The 18,110-nt window shown below is 63.4% G+C and carries 14 protein-coding genes; 3 read left to right on the top strand and 11 right to left on the bottom strand.

What is annotated here, in order from left to right; translation table 11 throughout:
* Positions 1-2: 2 nt before the first annotated feature.
* On the bottom strand, positions 3-1,259 hold the full coding sequence (locus tag LPA36_RS15805; RefSeq protein WP_228878256.1) for a glycosyltransferase family 4 protein: 1,257 nt from the start codon (positions 1,257-1,259) through the stop codon (positions 3-5).
* Positions 1,260-1,278: 19 nt separating this feature from the next.
* On the opposite strand from LPA36_RS15805, the gene LPA36_RS15810 reads away from it, so the two are divergent.
* Both LPA36_RS15810 and LPA36_RS15815 read left to right on the top strand, forming a co-directional pair.
* Positions 1,279-2,628 (top strand): glycosyltransferase family 4 protein, encoded by a 1,350-nt coding sequence (locus tag LPA36_RS15810; protein WP_456095331.1) that lies wholly within the window; start codon positions 1,279-1,281, stop codon positions 2,626-2,628.
* A gap of 190 nt (positions 2,629-2,818) precedes the next feature.
* The gene (locus LPA36_RS15815; protein WP_228878261.1) at positions 2,819-3,550 is read left to right on the top strand and encodes a class I SAM-dependent methyltransferase; all 732 of its coding nucleotides are present in this window, start codon (positions 2,819-2,821) and stop codon (positions 3,548-3,550) included.
* A gap of 200 nt (positions 3,551-3,750) precedes the next feature.
* On the opposite strand, the gene LPA36_RS15820 is transcribed toward LPA36_RS15815, so the two are convergent.
* The 10 genes from LPA36_RS15820 to LPA36_RS15865 all read right to left on the bottom strand — a co-directional run bounded on the left by LPA36_RS15820 (position 3,751) and on the right by LPA36_RS15865 (position 17,227).
* Positions 3,751-6,156: a polysaccharide biosynthesis tyrosine autokinase gene (locus LPA36_RS15820; protein WP_228878262.1), complete on the bottom strand. Its 2,406-nt coding sequence runs from the start codon at positions 6,154-6,156 to the stop codon at positions 3,751-3,753.
* A gap of 23 nt (positions 6,157-6,179) precedes the next feature.
* Positions 6,180-7,445: a polysaccharide biosynthesis/export family protein gene (locus LPA36_RS15825; RefSeq protein ID WP_228878264.1), complete on the bottom strand. Its 1,266-nt coding sequence runs from the start codon at positions 7,443-7,445 to the stop codon at positions 6,180-6,182.
* A gap of 31 nt (positions 7,446-7,476) precedes the next feature.
* Complete coding sequence (locus LPA36_RS15830; protein ID WP_228878266.1) at positions 7,477-8,415, bottom strand: glycosyltransferase family 2 protein; 939 nt, start codon at positions 8,413-8,415, stop codon at positions 7,477-7,479.
* A gap of 24 nt (positions 8,416-8,439) precedes the next feature.
* Positions 8,440-9,834 carry an undecaprenyl-phosphate glucose phosphotransferase gene (locus LPA36_RS15835; protein WP_228878268.1) on the bottom strand — a complete coding sequence of 465 codons (1,395 nt, stop codon included), beginning with the start codon at positions 9,832-9,834 and terminating at the stop codon, positions 8,440-8,442.
* Positions 9,835-9,859: 25 nt separating this feature from the next.
* Complete coding sequence (locus LPA36_RS15840; RefSeq protein ID WP_228878270.1) at positions 9,860-10,594, bottom strand: Crp/Fnr family transcriptional regulator; 735 nt, start codon at positions 10,592-10,594, stop codon at positions 9,860-9,862.
* Positions 10,595-11,104: 510 nt separating this feature from the next.
* Positions 11,105-13,615 carry a glycosyl hydrolase 2 galactose-binding domain-containing protein gene (locus LPA36_RS15845; RefSeq protein ID WP_228878857.1) on the bottom strand — a complete coding sequence of 837 codons (2,511 nt, stop codon included), beginning with the start codon at positions 13,613-13,615 and terminating at the stop codon, positions 11,105-11,107.
* Between the two features lie 48 nt (positions 13,616-13,663).
* A complete protein-coding gene (locus tag LPA36_RS15850; protein ID WP_228878272.1) occupies positions 13,664-14,671 on the bottom strand; it encodes a DUF1839 family protein in 1,008 nt (335 codons plus the stop codon).
* Positions 14,668-15,687: an amino acid--[acyl-carrier-protein] ligase gene (locus tag LPA36_RS15855; RefSeq protein WP_228878275.1), complete on the bottom strand. Its 1,020-nt coding sequence runs from the start codon at positions 15,685-15,687 to the stop codon at positions 14,668-14,670. The genes LPA36_RS15850 and LPA36_RS15855 overlap by 4 nt, the downstream gene beginning before the upstream one ends.
* A gap of 2 nt (positions 15,688-15,689) precedes the next feature.
* Positions 15,690-16,979 carry an acyl-CoA dehydrogenase family protein gene (locus LPA36_RS15860; protein ID WP_228878277.1) on the bottom strand — a complete coding sequence of 430 codons (1,290 nt, stop codon included), beginning with the start codon at positions 16,977-16,979 and terminating at the stop codon, positions 15,690-15,692.
* Positions 16,976-17,227: an acyl carrier protein gene (locus LPA36_RS15865; protein ID WP_228878280.1), complete on the bottom strand. Its 252-nt coding sequence runs from the start codon at positions 17,225-17,227 to the stop codon at positions 16,976-16,978. Before LPA36_RS15865 ends, LPA36_RS15860 begins: the two co-directional genes overlap by 4 nt.
* A gap of 247 nt (positions 17,228-17,474) precedes the next feature.
* Here LPA36_RS15865 and LPA36_RS15870 point away from each other — a divergent pair, with 247 nt between their 5' ends.
* A complete protein-coding gene (locus LPA36_RS15870) occupies positions 17,475-18,011 on the top strand; it encodes a GNAT family N-acetyltransferase (RefSeq protein ID WP_228878305.1) in 537 nt (178 codons plus the stop codon).
* Positions 18,012-18,110 lie beyond the last annotated feature (99 nt).

Raw genomic sequence — 18,110 nt, forward strand, 5'->3', positions numbered from 1 at the left:
CGTCAGCGTGCCGCGCGGGCAATCGCCTGCGTCATTCTGCTCACGTACGCTTCGAGCGAGAAATCGCGCTGCGCGTCGATCGCCCCTTGCCTTGCGAGACGGTGTGCCATGTCGGGGTGAAGGCGAAGGGTGTCGATGGCCTTGACGATACCGTCCACATCACCGGGTTTCGCCAGAAGTCCATTGTGGCCGTCGCGCACGATTTCGAGCACACCACCGGCGGCCGCTGCGACCACCGGGCGTTCGGCGATCATGCCTTCGATGACGACGCGCCCAAGCGGTTCAGGATCGATCGACGTATGCAGGACCATGTCCATCGCTTTCATCCAGGCCGGCATGTCGTCGCGAAAGCCCGCGAAATGCACGCGCCCGGTTACGCCAAGTTCCTCGGCCTGCAAACGCAAGCCATCGGCATACGCACGCTCGCCGAAAAGCGGCGCGCCAACCAGCACGAGATGCATGTCGGGAAGCTTCGCGAGCGCCTGCAACGCGATGTGCTGGCCTTTCCAGGGCGCGAGGCGACCAAAGAGACCTGCAAGATACGCGTTTTCCGGCAGGCCGAGGCGGCGGCGCAGCGCGGCGCGATCGTCGGCGGCATCCGCATCGATCTTGTGGAATCCGGCAGCGTCGATGCCGTTCGGAATCACAGGAATGCGTTCCAGTGGAATCCCGGCCAGCGCGCTCAGGGTTTCAGCCGAGGCGCGCGAGTTGGCTACAACCTGGTCGACCACGTAGCGCGACAGCCATTTGACGACCATCAGCTGCACGCGCCCGAAGTGCGCGCGCGACATGATGTCGTGCAGAAACCAGATGACCGGGCGTCGATGCAGCGGCTTGCCGAGTGCGCCCAGCACCATCGCTTTCTGTGTGTTGACGAAAAGCACGTCGAACCGGCGCGCCTCGCGTGCAATCGCCCGTATCTGCCGCAGGATGCCTGGCACGGCGGAAAGCAGGTTGAGCCGCACGGCTTCACGGTCGAGGTTCGAGACGCGGGCGTCGCTCAGCACCTTCACGCGCACGCCGTGTTCCTCGAGCCGTGTGCGAAATGGCCCATCGGCCAGCAGCACGACCTCGCTGCGCGTCGTGCAGGCTTCGGCGAGCGGCAGCAGTGCGAATTCGGCGCCGCCCAGCTGGCCGGTCTGATCGAGAAAGAGCACGGTCGGCGTCTGCGAAGCGTCGTACACGCCGGCATCGGCGGGCAGCGCTGTTGCGCCGCCCTCGGTGGGCTGCAAACGGCGGATCAGGTCGGGAGCGTTCATCGTCGTGCGCCACGGAAAAATGCAGGATCGGGCGGGCAGGGCACGGCGCGAAAGCCGGCCGCCCGACGAGTCACCATTATTCGCAAAGCGGCGTGCGTGCTGTGTGGCCGCGCGCACGCACGGCCGCAGAACGGCCGCTTACACTGGCTCCGTCTGTTTTTCTCCCGGTACGGAAATCATGAAAGTTGCGATCGTCCACGACTGGCTGGTGTCGCCCGGCGGCGCGGAGAAGGTGCTCGAGCACATCATCCATTGTTTCCCGGACGCGGAACTGTTCAGTCTCGTCGATTTCCTGGAGGATCGCGCACCCGTTCACGGCAAGAAGGTGACAACCAGTTTCATCCAGCGCCTGCCGTTTGCGCGTCGTCACTATCGTGCCTATTTGCCGCTCATGCCGCTTGCAATCGAGCAACTCGATCTGTCGGGCTTCGATCTCGTCATTTCGAGTTCCTATGCGGTTGCGAAAGGCGTGCTTGTTGGTCCGGACCAGACACATGTGAGCTACATCCATTCCCCGATGCGTTACGCGTGGGACCTCCAGCATCAGTACCTGCGCGAAGCAAGGCTCACGCGCGGGCCGCGATCCTGGGTGACGCGCGCGCTGCTGCATTACCTGCGCGGCTGGGATACGCGCTCGACGAACGGTGTCGACCGGCTGATTGCGAACTCGCAGTTTGTCGCGCGGCGCATCCAGAAAACGTATCGGCGCGACGCGGCGGTGATTGCACCGCCGGTCGACGTGAACAGATTCGAGATGTGCGCGCGGAAGGACAATTTTTATCTGACCGCTTCGCGGATGGTTCAGTACAAGCGGCTTGCCCTGATCGTGGAAGCGTTCACGGCGACCCCGGACCGCCGGCTGGTGCTCATCGGCGATGGTCCGGAAATGGCGTCGATCCGAGCGAAGGCGGGACCCAATGTGCAGATTCTCGGTTATCAGACTTTCGAAGTATTGCGCGACTACATGCAGCGGGCGAAGGCGTTCGTGTTCGCCGCTGAGGAAGATTTCGGCATCGTATCGGTGGAGGCTCAGGCGTGCGGCACTCCGGTGATCGCCTATGGCAAGGGCGGCACGCTTGAAACGGTGGTCCCACTGGGTGAACCGGGTCCGACTGGCGTCTATTTCGAGCAGCAAACAGTACCCTCGCTGCTGGAGGCGCTGGACCGTTTCGAGCGGCAACATTCGCTGATTACGGCCGCTGCATGCCGCGCGAACGCCGAGCGATTTTCGGCGGCCACCTTCAGGCACGAATTCATGCTTGAAGTTACGCGCACGATCGCCGCAGGCGGCGTTCGCTCGCGCGTCGAAGCGTCGGCGACCGACGCGTGGTCCGGCGATGTCGCGCGACGCGGCATGTGGGGGCGTTGAAACCCGTTGCCGGAATCCGCGCGGATTCACAAACCCGGAATTGAGCGTGCGTCCGCGAACAGTCCAATGGCGGGCATCCGCCAACAATGTTGACGCGGAATCACGTGCCGTTGCCGGGTTCGTGAAGCCCGGTCTCCAGCAGTCAATCGAACCCGCCGCGAGTGTCGGCAACGGATGCAAGGAGCAGTCGATGCAACAGGCTACTGAGTTTTGGGACGGCTTGTTTCGCGCGCGTAGCGAAGACAACAGTCGACTCGTCGAAATGCCGGACCTCGATTGTCCCGTATATCAACGCGCTGTAGAGCACTTCGGTCCGTTACGCGGCAAGACGCTGGTCGATCTCGGCTGCGGCGCAGGTGCGTCGTCGCTCTTCTTTGCATCACTCGGCGCCAACGTGATCAGCGTCGACCTGAGCCCGCTCGCGATCGAAAATCTGAAGCGCTACTGCGCCCAGCAACAGATCGACAACATTCGTCCCGTTGTGCTTGCCGCGCAGAACCTTGCGACATTGCCGCCGGTCGACTGCGTATTCGGCTCGATGATCCTGCATCACATTGAACCATTCGATCAGTTCGGTGCCGTACTGCGGGAAACAATCAAGCCGGGCGGCCGCGCGTTTTTCTGGGAGAACAATGGCGCAAGCGACACCATGATGTGGTTTCGCGATAACGTCATCGGCAAGTTCTGGGTTCCGAAGTACGGCGACGTCGACGAGTCGCCGCTCGCGCCGCGTGAAGTCGACGAACTCCGCAAGCACTTCAGGGTGACGACCGAGTTTCCGGAAATGATCTTTATCCAGATGGCGTCGACCTATCTGTTGCGCGGCCGGTTGCACGGACCCGCGAAGGCTGTCGACCAGGTCCTGTCCCGCTTCCCGGCATTGCGCAAATACAGTTACCGCCAGTATGTCTGTCTGTCCTGAAGCCTGAACGTCGACTGACGGACTGCAACTGAAAGCCGGCGCCAGCGCCGGCTTTTTGTATTTCTTCGCGTCAATTCGTAGCGCCCACGCATCGATGCGTTGATCGACAGGCTCGATTCATCCGCCTGCCTGCAGTGGAACGTTAAAAAGCCGTGCCCTTCATCATGCGGGCACGGCCATCACATCATCGATACGATCCCTCAGACGTCTTTCGATTCGGCTTCCGGGACGGCCACCGTGTACGTGTGCACGTAGGCATAGTCATAGGAACCGTAGCGGCCCCCGCGCTTGACCTGCATGGCGTTCATTACGCTGCCGATAACACGTGCGCGCGCGCGTCGAAGTTTCTTCAGCGATTCGTCGATATTGCGCTCTGTGTGCACGCCCGCGCGCATGATGAGGATTGTCGAACCGGCTACGTTGGCGACGACAGCTGCGTCGGCTACTGCCAGGAGCGGCGGCGTGTCGATCAGCACGATATCGAACTCGCGTTCGAGCCGGGTAATCACCTGGACGAATCGCGATGACGCAAGAATCTCAGACGGATTGGGCGGATAGGCGCCGGCGCCGATGAAATGCAGTCCTTCGACGCCAGTCGCTCGCGCCGCGGTTTCGACGTCGATCTGTCCGGTCAGCAGTTCCGTCAACCCACCTTCTGGCGAACTGCCGAAGTATTGCGCAAGCCGTCCGCGCCGCAGGTCCGCGTCGATCAGCAACACGCGCCGGCCTGATTCCGACAGCAGTGTCGCGAGATTGGCGCACAGGAAACTCTTGCCATCCGACGGCGCCGGACTCGTGAGACAAACGATGCGGTTCGGTGCGTCGACAAGACCGAATTGCAGCGCTGAGCGCAATCCGCGCAACCCCTCGACGGACACGTCGAATGGACTCATCTTGACGAGAAGCGGGCGGGTCGGCGAATGCTCGCCGTTCAGAACCACGGTGGTTTCCTTGATCACCGGTGCGACGCTCGCGCCCGGCAGCCGCGGTATCACGTGGCGCATGAATCCGGAGAGCCTGGTGGCGTCGGCCAACGAAGGGTTCGATAGCCGGGCCCAACCCTGTGGACGCTGCAGTGAAGCCTTTCGTTCATAGGCGAGGCGATCGGCGCGTGCCTGCTCGAGGCTGTACGAAATCGAGCCGAGCACAGGTACGCGGAAGCGCCGTTCGACGAGATCGGGATCGGAGACCCCGGTCAGGAACTTGCGGCGAACAATGGCGAAGCCAATGCCCGCGATGACGCCGAGCATCGTGCCACCCGAGATGATCAGCGCGGCCTTCGGCTTCACCGGTGCAGACGGAACCAGCGCTTCGTCGACGATGTGCACGTTGCCGATCGTGCCAGCCCGGGTGATCGACAGTTCCTGTATCCGGTTGAGCAACGCGACATACACTTCCTCTGCAACCTTCGCGTCACGCTGCAGCGACAGGGCCTGGCGCTCGGTGCCAGGCAGCGTCTTGAAGCGGTCCTCGAAATGTGTCTTTTCGCGCGTCATCGCGGCGATCTGCGCGTCGACCGTCTGAACTTCGAGACTGTCCGGGGTGAAACGTTGCAGCAACTGGGATCGCTGGATCCGGAGCGTCGCAATTTCCTTTTCATACTGCAGTCCGCCGGACAGATATACCTGCGCTTCCTGGGTCGGCTGGAACGTGCCGACCCGCGCCTGGTACTCGGAGAGTGCGGTCTCGGAGCGTTTCAGTTCGTCGCGCAGGTGCGGCAGTTCGCTGTTCAGGAAGGCAAGCATCTTGCTCGCTTCTTCCTGCGCACGCTCGGTCCGGTGATGCATGTACGAGACCGCAACTGCGTTCGTGATCGCGGTGATCAGCTTTGGATCGACGCCTGAGTACGAGAGCTGCACGATGCCCGTATCGTGGCCCTTTTCGCTCACCTGCAGCCCGCCGGCGAGACCGAGCACAGCATCGAGCTGATTCGTGCGCGTGACGAAAAACTCCGTACCAGGACGCGCGACGAGCTTCTTCACGAGCAGCGTAACGCCATTGGCCGTGGCGAGTTCGCCGGCGACACCGGTCAAGAGGACCTGCCTGTCAGGATCGAGCAGTTTGTAGGCGCCATTGCTTCCGGCGATCAATGTCAGGCGCCCCCCCTCGAGCGCCTTCGGCACGATGATCGAGTCGACCGCGAAGATCTCGCCGCCCCATGCGTACGACTTCATGCCGAACCACGCGGGAAGCGGCTTGCCCGCATGCGCGAACAGCCGCGAAATCGCGCTGAGATACGGCATCCGGTTTTCCGAAGTCCAGAAGTTGAGCTTGAATTGCTCGACCACGGGTTCGACCACTGTTCGGCTCCGGATGATTTCGATCTCCGCGTCGGTACGCGGCGCGGTTCCGCCCACCGACGACAGCGCGGAAAGCGCCGCGGCGCTCGACGTGCTCGACGTCGCCGTTTCAACCTGGATCATTGCATCGGCCGAGTAGATGTGATCGGCGGTCTTCGCGTAGATGACGGACAGCAGGATGATCGTCCCGGCGATACCGAGCACCCACCAGATCTGCTCGAAGATGATGCGTATCAGGTCCCGTACTACTTCCTCCTCGTCGCTTCCAGGCGCGGGCGAGGGGTCAAGCGTGTCGTAGGTACTCATATGAATCTCTCGCGTGCCTTGGATTAGGGATTGACCAGTTCTTTGGTGAAGAAGATGGTCTGGATCGTCGGCGTCAGCTGATCAAGAAAGCGGTTGAAGCGGGCGGAGCTCGCGACCTGGACGTAGACGACGTCGCGCGGCTGCAGTTCGAACCGGGTCATGAGCATGATCGCGTCGACCTGCGTCATGTCGAGCCGGTACACAAGCGGTACGAGAGCACTGTCCTTGACATTGGCCTTTGCCGCGACGGGTACAGGTGCCGGCGCAGTGGGCTGGGTGACGGGCGCAAGCGCCGGGTTGATCGCCCCGCGCACCACGTAGATGAAGCGCGGATCGCCGGTCTTGACGTCGAGCCCGCTCGCGCCCGTCAATGCGTCGGCCAGCGACAGCTTTCCGCGGTTCATCGGAAGAGAGGTCGGCTTCACGACTTCGCCGAGTACGAATACGCGGCTGTTCGAGCGGTCGGGCACGTCGACGATGTCGCCGTCTTTCAGGATCACGTTCTGCTGCGGGTCGCCGGTTTCGAGGAGGGCCGCGACGTCGACCAGGTAGCGCTTGCCGTCGCGTGTGATGCCGACGTTCTGCAGATCTGCGTCGGGTTGCGCGCCGCCGGCACGGTTGATCGCGTCGACCACCGAAAGCGGCAGGTCGGTGATCGATTCGGCTGCGGGGCTTCGCACATTTCCCGTCATCTGAATGACCTGGCTGTTAAAGCCCGACACGCGTACGTCGAGCTGCGGATCGCGGATGGACTTTGAGATGCGTTGCGTCAGCAATTGCTGGATCTCCTGCGCGGTCAATCCGACAACCTTGACGCGGCCTACGCGCGGGAAAAATATCGTGCCGTTGTTTGCGACGCGCACGACGAGCCCACCCTCGACACCCACGCTGCTGGTGATGCTCCCAGATCCGGGCGTGAGTGCAGCCGAATTGCCGGCATTACCCTGCGGCAGTGGCGGCGGCGTGCTGCCGCCACCTCCACCGCCGCCCGTCAGTTCCGGGTGATCCCAGACGATGACCGTTAGCTGGTCGTTGATGCCGACGCGGTAGGCGTAGTTGTCGCGCTCTGCCTTCGTCAGGCACGTCAGCGGGCACCTCGACGGCTGCACGGCGGCGCGTTCCTCGGCGAAGTAGGCGATATCGATCGGCTTGACCGGATATTTTTCGGAAGCGTAAGTCGGCTCGACAGTCTGGTCGAGACGGCTACGGTCAAGATACGGCCCCGGTGCCAGCGAACACGCTCCCAGGCTCATCAGGAGCAGGCCGGCTGATAATTTTCTGATAGTCATAGTGGTCCCTCGCGTTAGCGGGTGTTGCCCTTCACGCCTGTCGTATGGCTTCTCGCCAGGCGCCGCGCATCGCGCGTAATCCGACCCACCATTTACGCAGTGCGACCGTGAGACTTTCGCCGGCCAGCACCAGCGACAACGCGCGCGCAAGCCCCGGATCCGCGCGGTTACCGATCAGCGATGCATAGACGACGAACATCCCCCTGCCAAGCGGCGGCAGGTGTTCACACATGATGAGACGAAGGTTGAATGAAGCGTTGTAAAACGCTGTGACGTTAAACGTGTGGCGCTGGTCTTCGTCGCTGCGTGGTGCCGGATAGTGCTCGACCAGCAGCGTCGGATCGTAGGTGAGCTTCCAGCCGCGGCGCATGACGTCGAGGCAGAATGCCATTTCGCAATGCACCTGGGCGCCGCTGCCGCGCAGACGCGCGTCGAACCGCACAGGGCCGATCGCTTCGCGGCGAAACGCCATGTTGACGGCCTTCAGTACCTGCACGTCGCGTGGCTCGCCGATACCGATGTGATGATTGCCGACCGCGCGGCCGTACCAGCTCACGACGCCGACCGACTGTTTTTCACCGGTGAGAATACCGTTGCGTTCATGAACGATGTCGCGTCCGCCGAAGCCGCCGAGGAGCGGATCTTTCGCGAACGCCGCGACGATGCGCTCGACCCAGTCGGCGTGCGGCGCGGCGTCGTCGTCGGTGAAGCCGACGATGTCGCCGGTCGACGCCTCGATGCCGCGGTTATACGCGGCCACCACGCCGGGCTCGCGAACGAGCGCAACGCGCAGCGGCGTGTCGCAGGGCGTTTTCTGGAATTGATCGAGCCATTGAAGTGCATCGTGATCTTCGGTGCGCGCGACGACGACCAGCTCGTCGACACGCCGTGTCTGCGCACAGAGCGCAGCGACGCATCGAGCGAGATCGGCGGTACGCCGCCATGTCGGCACGATCACAGAAACCTTCACGATGAATCCCCGGTAAAACAGAAATCAGTAGACGTTGCGGCCGACAAAACCCTTAAAGATCGTGATGAACACGATCCGGATGTCGAACCAGAACGACCAGTTATGTATGTAGAAGAGGTCGAACTTCACGCGCGATTCCATCTTTTCGACTTTTGTCGTCGCGCCGCGATAACCATTCACCTGAGCCCAGCCGGTGATACCCGGCTTGATACGGTAGCGGTGCATGTAGCCGTACACGAGATCCTTGTAGAGATCGTCGTGTTCGATCGCATGCGGCCGTGGTCCAACCACCGACATCTGGCCTCGCAATACGTTGATAAACTGCGGCAGCTCGTCGAGGCTCGTCTTGCGCAGGAGCGCGCCGAGCCGCGTCACCCGCGCATCGTTGCGGCAAGCCTGCGTGACCTGGCCGGTTGCTTCCTGATGCACGGTCATCGAGCGGAACTTGTAGATCTCGAACGGCCTTCCGTCCGCGCCCTTGCGCATCTGCTTGAAGAACACGGGCCCAGGCGAGCTCAGCTTGATCGCGACGGCGATCAGCAGGAAGAGCGGCGACAGGACGGTCAACACCGCCAGCGCGAACAGGCGGTCGAAAACCAGTTTTGGCCACAACTGCGGTGGCGAAATCGGCGAGGCGCTCAGATTGATGGTCGGCAGGCCGAGAATCTCGACGATCGCCCGGTCGAACAGCGAAAGACTTCGTACGTCAGGAATGAAACGTAGATTGATGAAGTCGTCACGAAAGAGCTTCGTGAAGCGATAGATCGTGCGTTCTTCCGAAAGCGGTAATGCGAGCCACACTTCGTTGACTTCGTCGGTGCGCGTCTTTTTCACGAACGCGTCGACGTCGGTCAGCACGGGTACGTGGTTCATGATCCGGCTGGCTGCGTCGTCGGATTCGACGTCGGCGCTCGTGTCGAGTACGAACACGGGCTTAAAGCCAGCGCCGGGCGAGCGTTCGAGATGCGCGAGCAGCATGCGCACGAAGCCCGGCGTGCCGACGATCGCAACCGTGCGGTAGTTCAGCCCGCGGCGGCGCACATAACGCAGCAGCAGATGCACGACCAGTTTTGTTGCAATGATGAGTCCACCGGAAATCAGCGTCGCCGAGCCGTACCAGAGCCGCGACACCGCATCCATCCGGTGCAGCGTGAAGACCAGCACGAGACCGAGTGCCGCTGTCGCGACCAGCGCGACCAGCACGCGTGCAAGCATCGCGGGCAACGATTTGCCGCGCCACGTTTCATACACGCCGAAGCTCGGGAACAACAGCAGTACGAGCGCGCAGTGAAACGCGATCAGTAGCCGTTCGGTATCCGACAGTTCGATCGGCGTCGAAAAACGCATCCAGTGAGCGATCAGCGCGCCCGTGATGACGAACAGAGCATCGAGGGCGCGCGCGATGTGCCTGAAGAGCATGATCTGGCTCCCGCCACGTCGCCGCTCAGCTCACAGCCTCAGCCTGATGCAGACGCGGCAGCAGCCGGTCGAATTCGCGCTTGACGAGTCCGTAGCATTCACATGCACGCGATTCGAGCGCGTGGCGATCGAGAATGCGGATATGGCCGCGGCTGTGGTGGATCAGGCCTTCGGCATGCAGACGTCCCGCTGCTTCCGTGATGCCTTCGCGACGTACGCCGAGCATGTCGGCAATCAGCTGCTGCGTGACGGTGAGATCGTTGGACGCTACGCGATCCACTTCGATCAGGAGCCACCGGCACAGCTGCTTGCTGAGCGAGTGATGACGGTTGCACGCGGCGGTTTGCGCGACCTGCGTGAGGAGCGCGTGCATGTAGAGCAGCATCAGGCGGCGGATCAGATCCGAGCGTGCGAACTGTTGACGCAGGCATTGCGAGGTCATGCGATACGCGAAGCCCGCGCACTGCACCTGCACGCGGTTCGGCATCGTTTCGCCACCCGTGAGGACAGGCACGCCCGTCATGCCTTCGCGACCCACCGCGGCGATTTCGACCGAGCCGCCGTCTTCCATCGTGGAAAGCAGCGAGATGATCGCGCTCGTCGGGAAATACACGTGATGAATGCGTTGTCCGGAATCGCACAGCAGTTGTTCGGCACGCAGATGAACGAGCTCGAGATGCGGCGCAATGGCCTGCCACTCATGGGAGGGCAGCGCACCCAGCAGGTGATTGCCGTGCAGATCGGATTGGAGCGTCAACATGATTTGGTCCTCGCACGAAGCCGCGTAGGTGCGCGTCTTCTGTTTTTTGATCCGGCTACTGCATTCCGCTTTAACTAACCGCCTGGCGAGCGATTGTGGATCTGCAGTACCGGCCCCGTATGGCCCGTTGCGCAACCGATGTAATTGACCGCTTGTCCGGTGGCGCTTGTTTTGTCGCGCTCATCTCTAAGCGAGTTGTGTGCCAGTGAGACGCAAAGTGAGGGCTGGTGCGGTGCAACGAACCATTGGGCCGTCGGACGCGCCAAAAAATGACGGTTTTTGTTTCACATCTGCAAATACGTTTTGCGGCAAGTGTGGGGGCGAGGCTATTTTTGTACGTGCCAAGTCGTTGATCGGATTGGGTTCGTGGGCCGTGTTCAAACCCGTACGGCGCTGTAACACCCGCTACACCGGGCTTTGTCCGGCCGGTTCGCGACGTGGCAGAAGTGATTCAAAACTGGTTCGCAGCGCAGGGTGGCTGCCCGTTTCGATTCAAGGATGCGACTCGTCTCAGCCGTAAAACACAGGCCCGAGCGCATTGATGGCGCGCAGTTCGCCCTGTGGCCGCGACGTTTTATCGTTTGCGTCGAGCCTGATGAGGGGAATGGTGTGCGGCCGGTTCGGCGCGAGATGAAACACATCGTGCGCGGCCCGGAAGTGCGGGTCGACGACATGCACCGCGCGGGCAAAGCGCGCAGCCTCGACAACCAGCTGCCAGCCTTGCCCGACAGGCTCGAGCGTGACTTCCATGGGAACGTCGTGGCGGTTCTGGACGCCCCGGTCGGGCAGGTGAAACGCTTCCGACAGCACGCATCCGTCTGAAGCACGACGTAATGTAGCGATCGTTACGTCGTGCGAACGCGGCCCGAAGCGATACGCGTACGTGAAATCGAAAAACTGGCCGAGACAGTCGGATGCCCGCAGACACTGTGTGCTTCGCGCCGACAGTTCCACTGCGGTCGATGCCGATGCAACCTTCTGCACGCCGTCGCGCAGACTCACGATGTCGAGTTGCGCCGCGATCGCGGTGCCCGTCTCATTGATGAGATGAAGATCGAGGCCGTCGAGACCTTCGTCGGTGATCAGCAGTTGCACCGGTTGCAACGTGCGCGCGAGAGCATGCCAGACGCTTTTCGGCCGGCCTGTGGCGTCAACGAGACCCCAGCCAGCGCCGGCGCGCAGGTCCTGGAATTGCCACACGAGCGCGCCGCGGCACGACGCGCCATGCCGGCGCCATTCCGAAAACACGTCGGTCATCACATCGGCGAGCACGGCACGCGACAGGTCGAGATAGCGTTGCGGATCTTCGTAGCGCAGCCGCGCGGGCTCGACGCCATAGAGCGTATGCAGGTAATGGTCGCGCACGTCGTCGAAATCCCAGCCCGCACCCGGGTCGCGCGGCACCGCGGTCTTCCAGCGCGGATCGTGCTGATGGATCGTGCCGGGAGCTTCGTGCAACGTGGCGTCGTCGGGCACGTTGGCGAACGCAAGGCATTCGGCCGCAAAGCGCACCTGCGCGCGACGTGCGTCGTCGAGCCCGCGCATGTAGGCGCCCACGCCGTAGTAGTGCGTCACGCCGCGACGTGTCGAGAACGGCCACGTGCCGCCCGAGGGCGAGTTGACGACATAAGGGACGTCCGGCCGCAACGCCGCGACGAGCGCAGGCAGCTGTTCGGTGAAGAGCGGCTGCACGCGCATGGCGGGCGGCAGGCCGAACATCGCGGCCTGCTGGTCGACTTCGCTGCCGCCGCACAGCACGGCAAGCGACGCAAAGCGGCGCGTGCGGGCAAGAAACTGGCTCGCCTCACGCGACGTCTGACGGATAAACGAATCATCGGCCGGATAATCGAAATTCGCGAACGCGAAGTCCTGCCAGACGAGGATGCCAAACCGGTCGGCGAGCGCATAGAACGCGTCGGACTCGTAGACCATCGTGCCGCCCACGCGCAACATGTTCATTCCGGCATCACGGGCAAGCTCGAACGCGTGTTCGAGCTGCGCGGGCGAACCGGCGAGCGTCACGAGATCGGCGCTCGTCCAGCACGCGCCCCGGCAGAACACCGGCATGCCGTTGACGGTCAGGCCGAAGCTCTCGCCATCGACGCCATGGTCGACTTCTATGGTCCGAAAGCCGAGACGGCCGAGTTCGATTGGGGCAGGCAGATCGCCGAGCTTCAGGAGTACATCGTAGAGGCTCGCCACGCCGTGCGTGTGCGGCCACCACCGCTCCACATCGGGAATACGCAGCGAGCCCGTCAGCGTCCGTTTATCGAGCCAGCTGAGCGGCACATCGACGCCGCCACAGGTCATGTGTGCGGGCAACGCCGTAAGCTGCTCGTCGATGAAGGTGAGTGTGAGCGAAACGATGCCGTCGCTGGTGTCCAGCCGGCCCGCCAGGTCGACGGTATCGAACGCATGCGGCGTGCCTCCCAGCAATTCGACGGGCCGCCACGGTCCGGCCGCCTGGATCGGCGGACACCAGCCCGGCATATGTCCGAGCAGGGTCGTGCGCACGTTGCGCAGCGTGGGCGGACTGACGAGTCGCGGCCGCCAGCGGGCACGCGGGCGGCGCGCTTCGAGCGCGGGCGTGAGCGAGCGGAAGCACAGGGAAAGCGTCGTCGTGCCTTTGAGTTCGATGTCGATATCGTGCGCTTCGAACATCGAGTCCGAGCGCAGGATCAGCGCCGCGTCGAGCCACACCTCGGCGATCGACGCGAGACCATGCAGACGCAGACGCCGATGGCCGTGGCCGGACAGCGTGAGCCGGTACCAGTGATCGTCGTAAGCGAAGTGCGGTGGATTGGCGATGTCGAGACGGCCGGCCGCGCGCCATGCGGATGCGACCGTGCCCGGCACCCCGGCTGCGAGCCAGCCGGCCTGCGGGCAGTCGGCGGGCGTCACGCATGCGCCGGGAGGCGTGCTCACGCATTGCCAGCCGGACGTGAGCGCAAGCGGCCACACGTGTCCGACGCTGTCGTCGGGACGCGTCACCCGGTCCCGCAGATCCGGCGGCTCACGCATGGCCGCCTCATCGACAGGAACGCTGACGTCGGTCATGCGGGCGTACTGTCAGCGCGCGAGCGCGAGTGCGGCAAGCGGCGTCAGCGTGCGCTCGTAGGCCGCTTCGAGCACGTCGAAGCAGTCTTCGCACGGATCGTGACGCTTGCGCGCCATCGCGCGCACGAGGCGGAACTGCATCACCATCGCTTCCGACGAAATCTGCTGCGCGGCGGCCGGAATCGATTCCGGCATGTCGTAGCCCTGCGCGCGCAGCCACAGCAGGTACTTCGAGAGAAACTCGAAGTTCGCGCCGAGCTGCCGCATCAGGTTGAACGAATACAGGTGAAAGTACGCTTCGCCGCGTGTGAGCAGCTGGTCGAGCTGTTCCGGAAACACCGCGCGCCACATCGAGACCGGATTGCGCAACGGCCGGCGCACGAGATGCGCGCACAGCAGTTCAGCGGACGCTTCGGCGAGTGCCGCGCCTTCCAGCGCCGGCCGCGTATTTTTCGCGAACTCGACATACGGAAAGAGCAGGTCGGGCTGGCCGGCGAAGCGCGCCAGCTTGCGAAACACGCCGTCGTAGTCCTCGCCGTCGAGCTGGTGATAGCCGGTGTTATGGAAATAGCCGAGCCTGCGGCGCACCGGATCGATGAAGTCGATGCCGATGGTGGTCTTCGGATGCTCGCGCTTATACGACGTCGCGCGCGTATTGGGCAGGTAATGTCCGTCGACTTCGACGAGCACCGTGTGGCCGCGCCGGGTCTGCGCGAACACGCGATCTTCGAGCGAGTCGTAGATCGCCAGTTCCTGCACCTGCACGCCATACAGCCGTTCGATGTCTTCAAGCGGAAACTTGAAGAACGTGAACTGATCGCCCTCGAAATCCTGCGTCACGGTGAACGCAAACCCGGCGCGCGGATCGAGCCCGAGGCCGTGCAGCAGTTCGATCCACAGGTCGACGTAGCAGTTGGTTTCCTGCCAGACGCGGTCGCCCTGATGCAGCGCATGCGATTCGTGAACGCGCTGCGGCAGGACTTCGGGTTGGGTCCAGACGGTCGTGAGCGGTGGATTCATGTCGCGGCTCCGGCAAGGCCGTGGTCGATGCGGGCTTTCGTGTCGCCCCACAGCAGGCCGCGCACGTCGTCGGGCCACGCGTGCACGTCGAAGCCGTGGTGGCGGAAGAGGGCGAGCGTGATGCGTTCCATGCCAAAGCCGACGCAACCCGTATGCGCCACCGAGCCGTCTTCGCAGGCCAGCTTCCAGATGGCGCCGAAGTGGTCCATGTGGTAGTTGAACGAGAGGCATGCGGTCTTGCTGTCTTCCAGCGCAACCGGAATCAGCAGTTCGAATTTGAGTGCCTGGGCGCGCTGGCTGTCCGCCACGATCTTGCCGCCGCGTCCGAAGAACGGATCGTTCGCGAGGTCCACTTCGACCGGCAGACGCAGCAGGTCGATCAGGAGCGAGCCGCGTTCGATCCACATCTGGCGAAACGCCATGACCTGTTCGGGCGAGCCGATCCGCACGTATTCGCGCTGGCGGAACATCTGCATGCGGCCCGGATCGATGGACGGTTCGTGACGGAAGCAGTACGACAGCACGTCGACCGTGTGCCCGTTCGCGGGTGCGGGGCCGCGTCGCGCGATGACCGGATAGATCGGATAGCAGGCCGCCGGCGTGAGCGTGAGCCGCGTCGGTTTCTGGTATTTCATCCATTCTTCGCTGCGGTCGTCGTCGCTTTCCTTCATCGCGTCGTCGAGACAGCGCAGAAGGCGCACGTGGTCGCCGTCGTTGCCGCAGAATGAATGGATCGTGCCGGCGAGGTTCGGAAAGCTCTTCAGATACTCGCTGTCCTCGAAGTCCGTGCGGCGCATCGCCGGCGGAAAACGCAGGAATTCCGGATCCTGGTCGGCACCCAGATGCGTGATCGCGGCGTTCAGCCCGTCCACGACGCTCTCGAACACCTGACTGCGGCCATACAGGCCGTTTTCGCCGGTGTCGATCAGGATGCCGTGAGAGAAGAGGCCGTCGCGAAAGCTTTTCGCGTCCGTCTGCGCGGCCGCCACGGCGGCCGCGTCGGTCATCGTATTCATGGTCATGCTCTCCCCGGAGTGGCGGGCCGCTGTGCGAGCAGCAGGCTGGCCGTGTTCTGTGCAATACGGTCGTTATTGATCATCAGTGGCGCCGAGTACAGGTCGCGCAGATGGCGCCCGACGCTGTAGTCCGTGCCGTTCTTGTAGCCCGCCATCCCGCAGATCATCAGCACTTCGTGCACGACCTTGAGCGCCATCGTCGAAATGCTGGTTTTCAGCGTGTTCATGTCGGACGCGAAGCCGAGCATCGCCGAAAGCGGCGCGTCGTCCTGCTGGGTGCCGTGCGACGCGCGGCGCGCCACACGGGCGGCATCGAGCGCAACCTGAAGACGCGACTGCATCATCTGCAACAGGCCGACGGCTTCCGCTAGACGCGGGCCGCAAGGCGGCACGAAACCCGGCTTGCCGCGCGCCTGGGCGCGGAAGAACGCTTTGGCGCGGTTCACGGCGTCGGTCGCGATGCCGGTCCAGACCGCGGCCCACAGCGTGTGCGAGACCGGCAGCATCGTCTGGTCGGCGATTTCGGCGAAGGGTGTCGGCAGGATCTGGGCCGTCACGCCCGTCGCCACGAGGCGAAAGCCCTCGCTGCACGTGCCGCGCATGCCCATCGAGTCCCAGCCGCCGCGTTTTTCGAGTGTGAGATCGTCGTTCAGCGCGACGATCAGCACCTGGTCGCTCGCCGGGCTCTCGGCAGTGCGGCGCGCCGTGACGAGAATGCCGTCGGCGTGCGCGCCATACGAGATCGTCGGTGCGAGTTTTTCGATGCGAAAGCGCTCGTCGTCCACTTCGACCGCGCAGGCGCTCGTGCGCATGTTGCCGCCGATGGTTTCTTCAGACGTGGCCGACGCCAGCAGCCATTGACGCTCGACGAGCTGCGCGAGCACGTCGCGCTGCCAGGTGAGCGATGTGCCGTGTTCCTCGATGCAGGCGACCTGGATCTGATGCATCGCATAGACCATCGCGGTCGACGCGCAGCTTTGTCCGAGGATTTCGCAGATCGTCGCGATATCGGCGAGCGGCAGGCCGGCGCCGCCGAATTCCGTCGAAATCATCGCCGAAAGCAGACGCTCGGCACGCAGCGCGGCAAAGGCTTCTGCCGGAAAGCGGGCTTCACGGTCGACCGAGTCGGCGTGTACGGCGGCCACCTGGGCGGCGCGGCGTGCCGCGGCGCGCCAGCCCGATTCCGTTTCGACTGTTGAAAGCGGCGCGGGCGATGCAAACTGGGCCGGCGCGGAGGCCGACGAGTCCACGCGATCGGGCGCGACGGCATCCTGCGCGAGCGGGGCATTCATGCTGCCGCCTTCGCCTGTTGAAGCTCGCTCACCGCGGCGGCGAGCGAGTCGATGCTGGAAAAGAGGCGCCGGGTCAGCATGCGGTCCGGAATCTCGATGCCGAATTCGTCTTCGATCGCCAGCATCAAATGGACCGTCGCGAGCGAGGAAAGCCCCGCCGCGTAGAGATCGGCATCGTCGGCCAGGGTGTCCGGCGCCACGTCGAGACGTGCCGACTCGGAAAGAATGCGTCGCAGTGCCGTTTTCATGGAATTGAGCCCCTTCAGGAAATGTGTCATCGCACCAGCATTGTTGTGTGGGGCCCGTCGCCGGTGAATCCAGGCCCATTGCACGGCGCCCGGGACGAACGGGAGCGTGCATCGGTTGACGTATTAAACGGACTGCCAAGGTTGAGCGTCAGTGCGATTCCGCACGGAAACGCGCCGGTTCCAGACGTAAGGTGTCGTCATGGCAACGGGTGTACGCCGTTGCGCGACCTGTCTGGGGGAAACCGTGATGAACTGGAAGACGCTGGAATTCGAGCACCTCACCGCGCGCGAGCTGTATCTGATTCTGCGTGCACGCAGCGCGGTGTTCGTGGTCGAACAGTGGCACGTCCATCTCGATGCGGACGGCCACGACGAAGGCGCGCTGCACATCTTCGCTGCGGAAGACATGACGCGTCCGATGCCGATCATGGCGTATGCGCGCATTCAGCCGGGCGACACGGAAGACCCGGAAGTGGTGATCGACAAGGTCCTGACGAGCCCCGCGCGCCGCGGCGACGGCACGGCGGAAGTGCTGATCGAGCGCGCGCTGAACACGATTTCCGAACGCTGGCCGGGCCGCGTGGTGCGGCTTACGGCGCCGATCGGTCTGCGTGGTTTTTACGAGCAGTTCGGCTTTCGCAAGACAGATGGGCCGTTTCTGGATCATGGGACGCCGTTCATCGGCCTGCGACGCCAGCCACGCGGAGGCGGGCAGCCGATGTTCAGCGGGCTGCGGCGTGAGCGGGGTGGTCTGTCGGTCGTCAGTACGTTTGAGCTGCTGTGAATTCGAACGCCGGCTTTCCTGACAGTCTGCCTCCAGGTCGTGCCGCCGGCATGGTGGTTGCGGACGGCATGAGTGCGGTCATACCCTCCGCGGAACGGC

The organism is Paraburkholderia saeva (assembly GCF_907164555.1).
GTDB classification, from domain to species: Bacteria; Pseudomonadota; Gammaproteobacteria; order Burkholderiales; family Burkholderiaceae; genus Paraburkholderia; species Paraburkholderia saeva.

What these genes read in the sequence shown, in the direction of transcription:
- LPA36_RS15865 (WP_228878280.1), bottom strand. Translation starts at nt 17,227, where the DNA reads ATGAAAACGGCACTGCGACGCATTCTTTCCGAGTCGGCACGTCTCGAC.
- LPA36_RS15805 (WP_228878256.1), bottom strand. Translation starts at nt 1,259, where the DNA reads ATGAACGCTCCCGACCTGATCCGCCGTTTGCAGCCCACCGAGGGCGGC.
- LPA36_RS15825 (WP_228878264.1), bottom strand. Translation starts at nt 7,445, where the DNA reads ATGACTATCAGAAAATTATCAGCCGGCCTGCTCCTGATGAGCCTGGGA.
- LPA36_RS15855 (WP_228878275.1), bottom strand. Translation starts at nt 15,687, where the DNA reads ATGAATACGATGACCGACGCGGCCGCCGTGGCGGCCGCGCAGACGGAC.
- LPA36_RS15850 (WP_228878272.1), bottom strand. Translation starts at nt 14,671, where the DNA reads ATGAATCCACCGCTCACGACCGTCTGGACCCAACCCGAAGTCCTGCCG.
- LPA36_RS15840 (WP_228878270.1), bottom strand. Translation starts at nt 10,594, where the DNA reads ATGTTGACGCTCCAATCCGATCTGCACGGCAATCACCTGCTGGGTGCG.
- LPA36_RS15820 (WP_228878262.1), bottom strand. Translation starts at nt 6,156, where the DNA reads ATGAGTACCTACGACACGCTTGACCCCTCGCCCGCGCCTGGAAGCGAC.
- LPA36_RS15870 (WP_228878305.1), top strand. Translation starts at nt 17,475, where the DNA reads ATGAACTGGAAGACGCTGGAATTCGAGCACCTCACCGCGCGCGAGCTG.
- LPA36_RS15810 (WP_456095331.1), top strand. Translation starts at nt 1,279, where the DNA reads ATGCAGGATCGGGCGGGCAGGGCACGGCGCGAAAGCCGGCCGCCCGAC.
- LPA36_RS15845 (WP_228878857.1), bottom strand. Translation starts at nt 13,615, where the DNA reads ATGCGTGAGCCGCCGGATCTGCGGGACCGGGTGACGCGTCCCGACGAC.
- LPA36_RS15815 (WP_228878261.1), top strand. Translation starts at nt 2,819, where the DNA reads ATGCAACAGGCTACTGAGTTTTGGGACGGCTTGTTTCGCGCGCGTAGC.
- LPA36_RS15860 (WP_228878277.1), bottom strand. Translation starts at nt 16,979, where the DNA reads ATGAATGCCCCGCTCGCGCAGGATGCCGTCGCGCCCGATCGCGTGGAC.
- LPA36_RS15835 (WP_228878268.1), bottom strand. Translation starts at nt 9,834, where the DNA reads ATGCTCTTCAGGCACATCGCGCGCGCCCTCGATGCTCTGTTCGTCATC.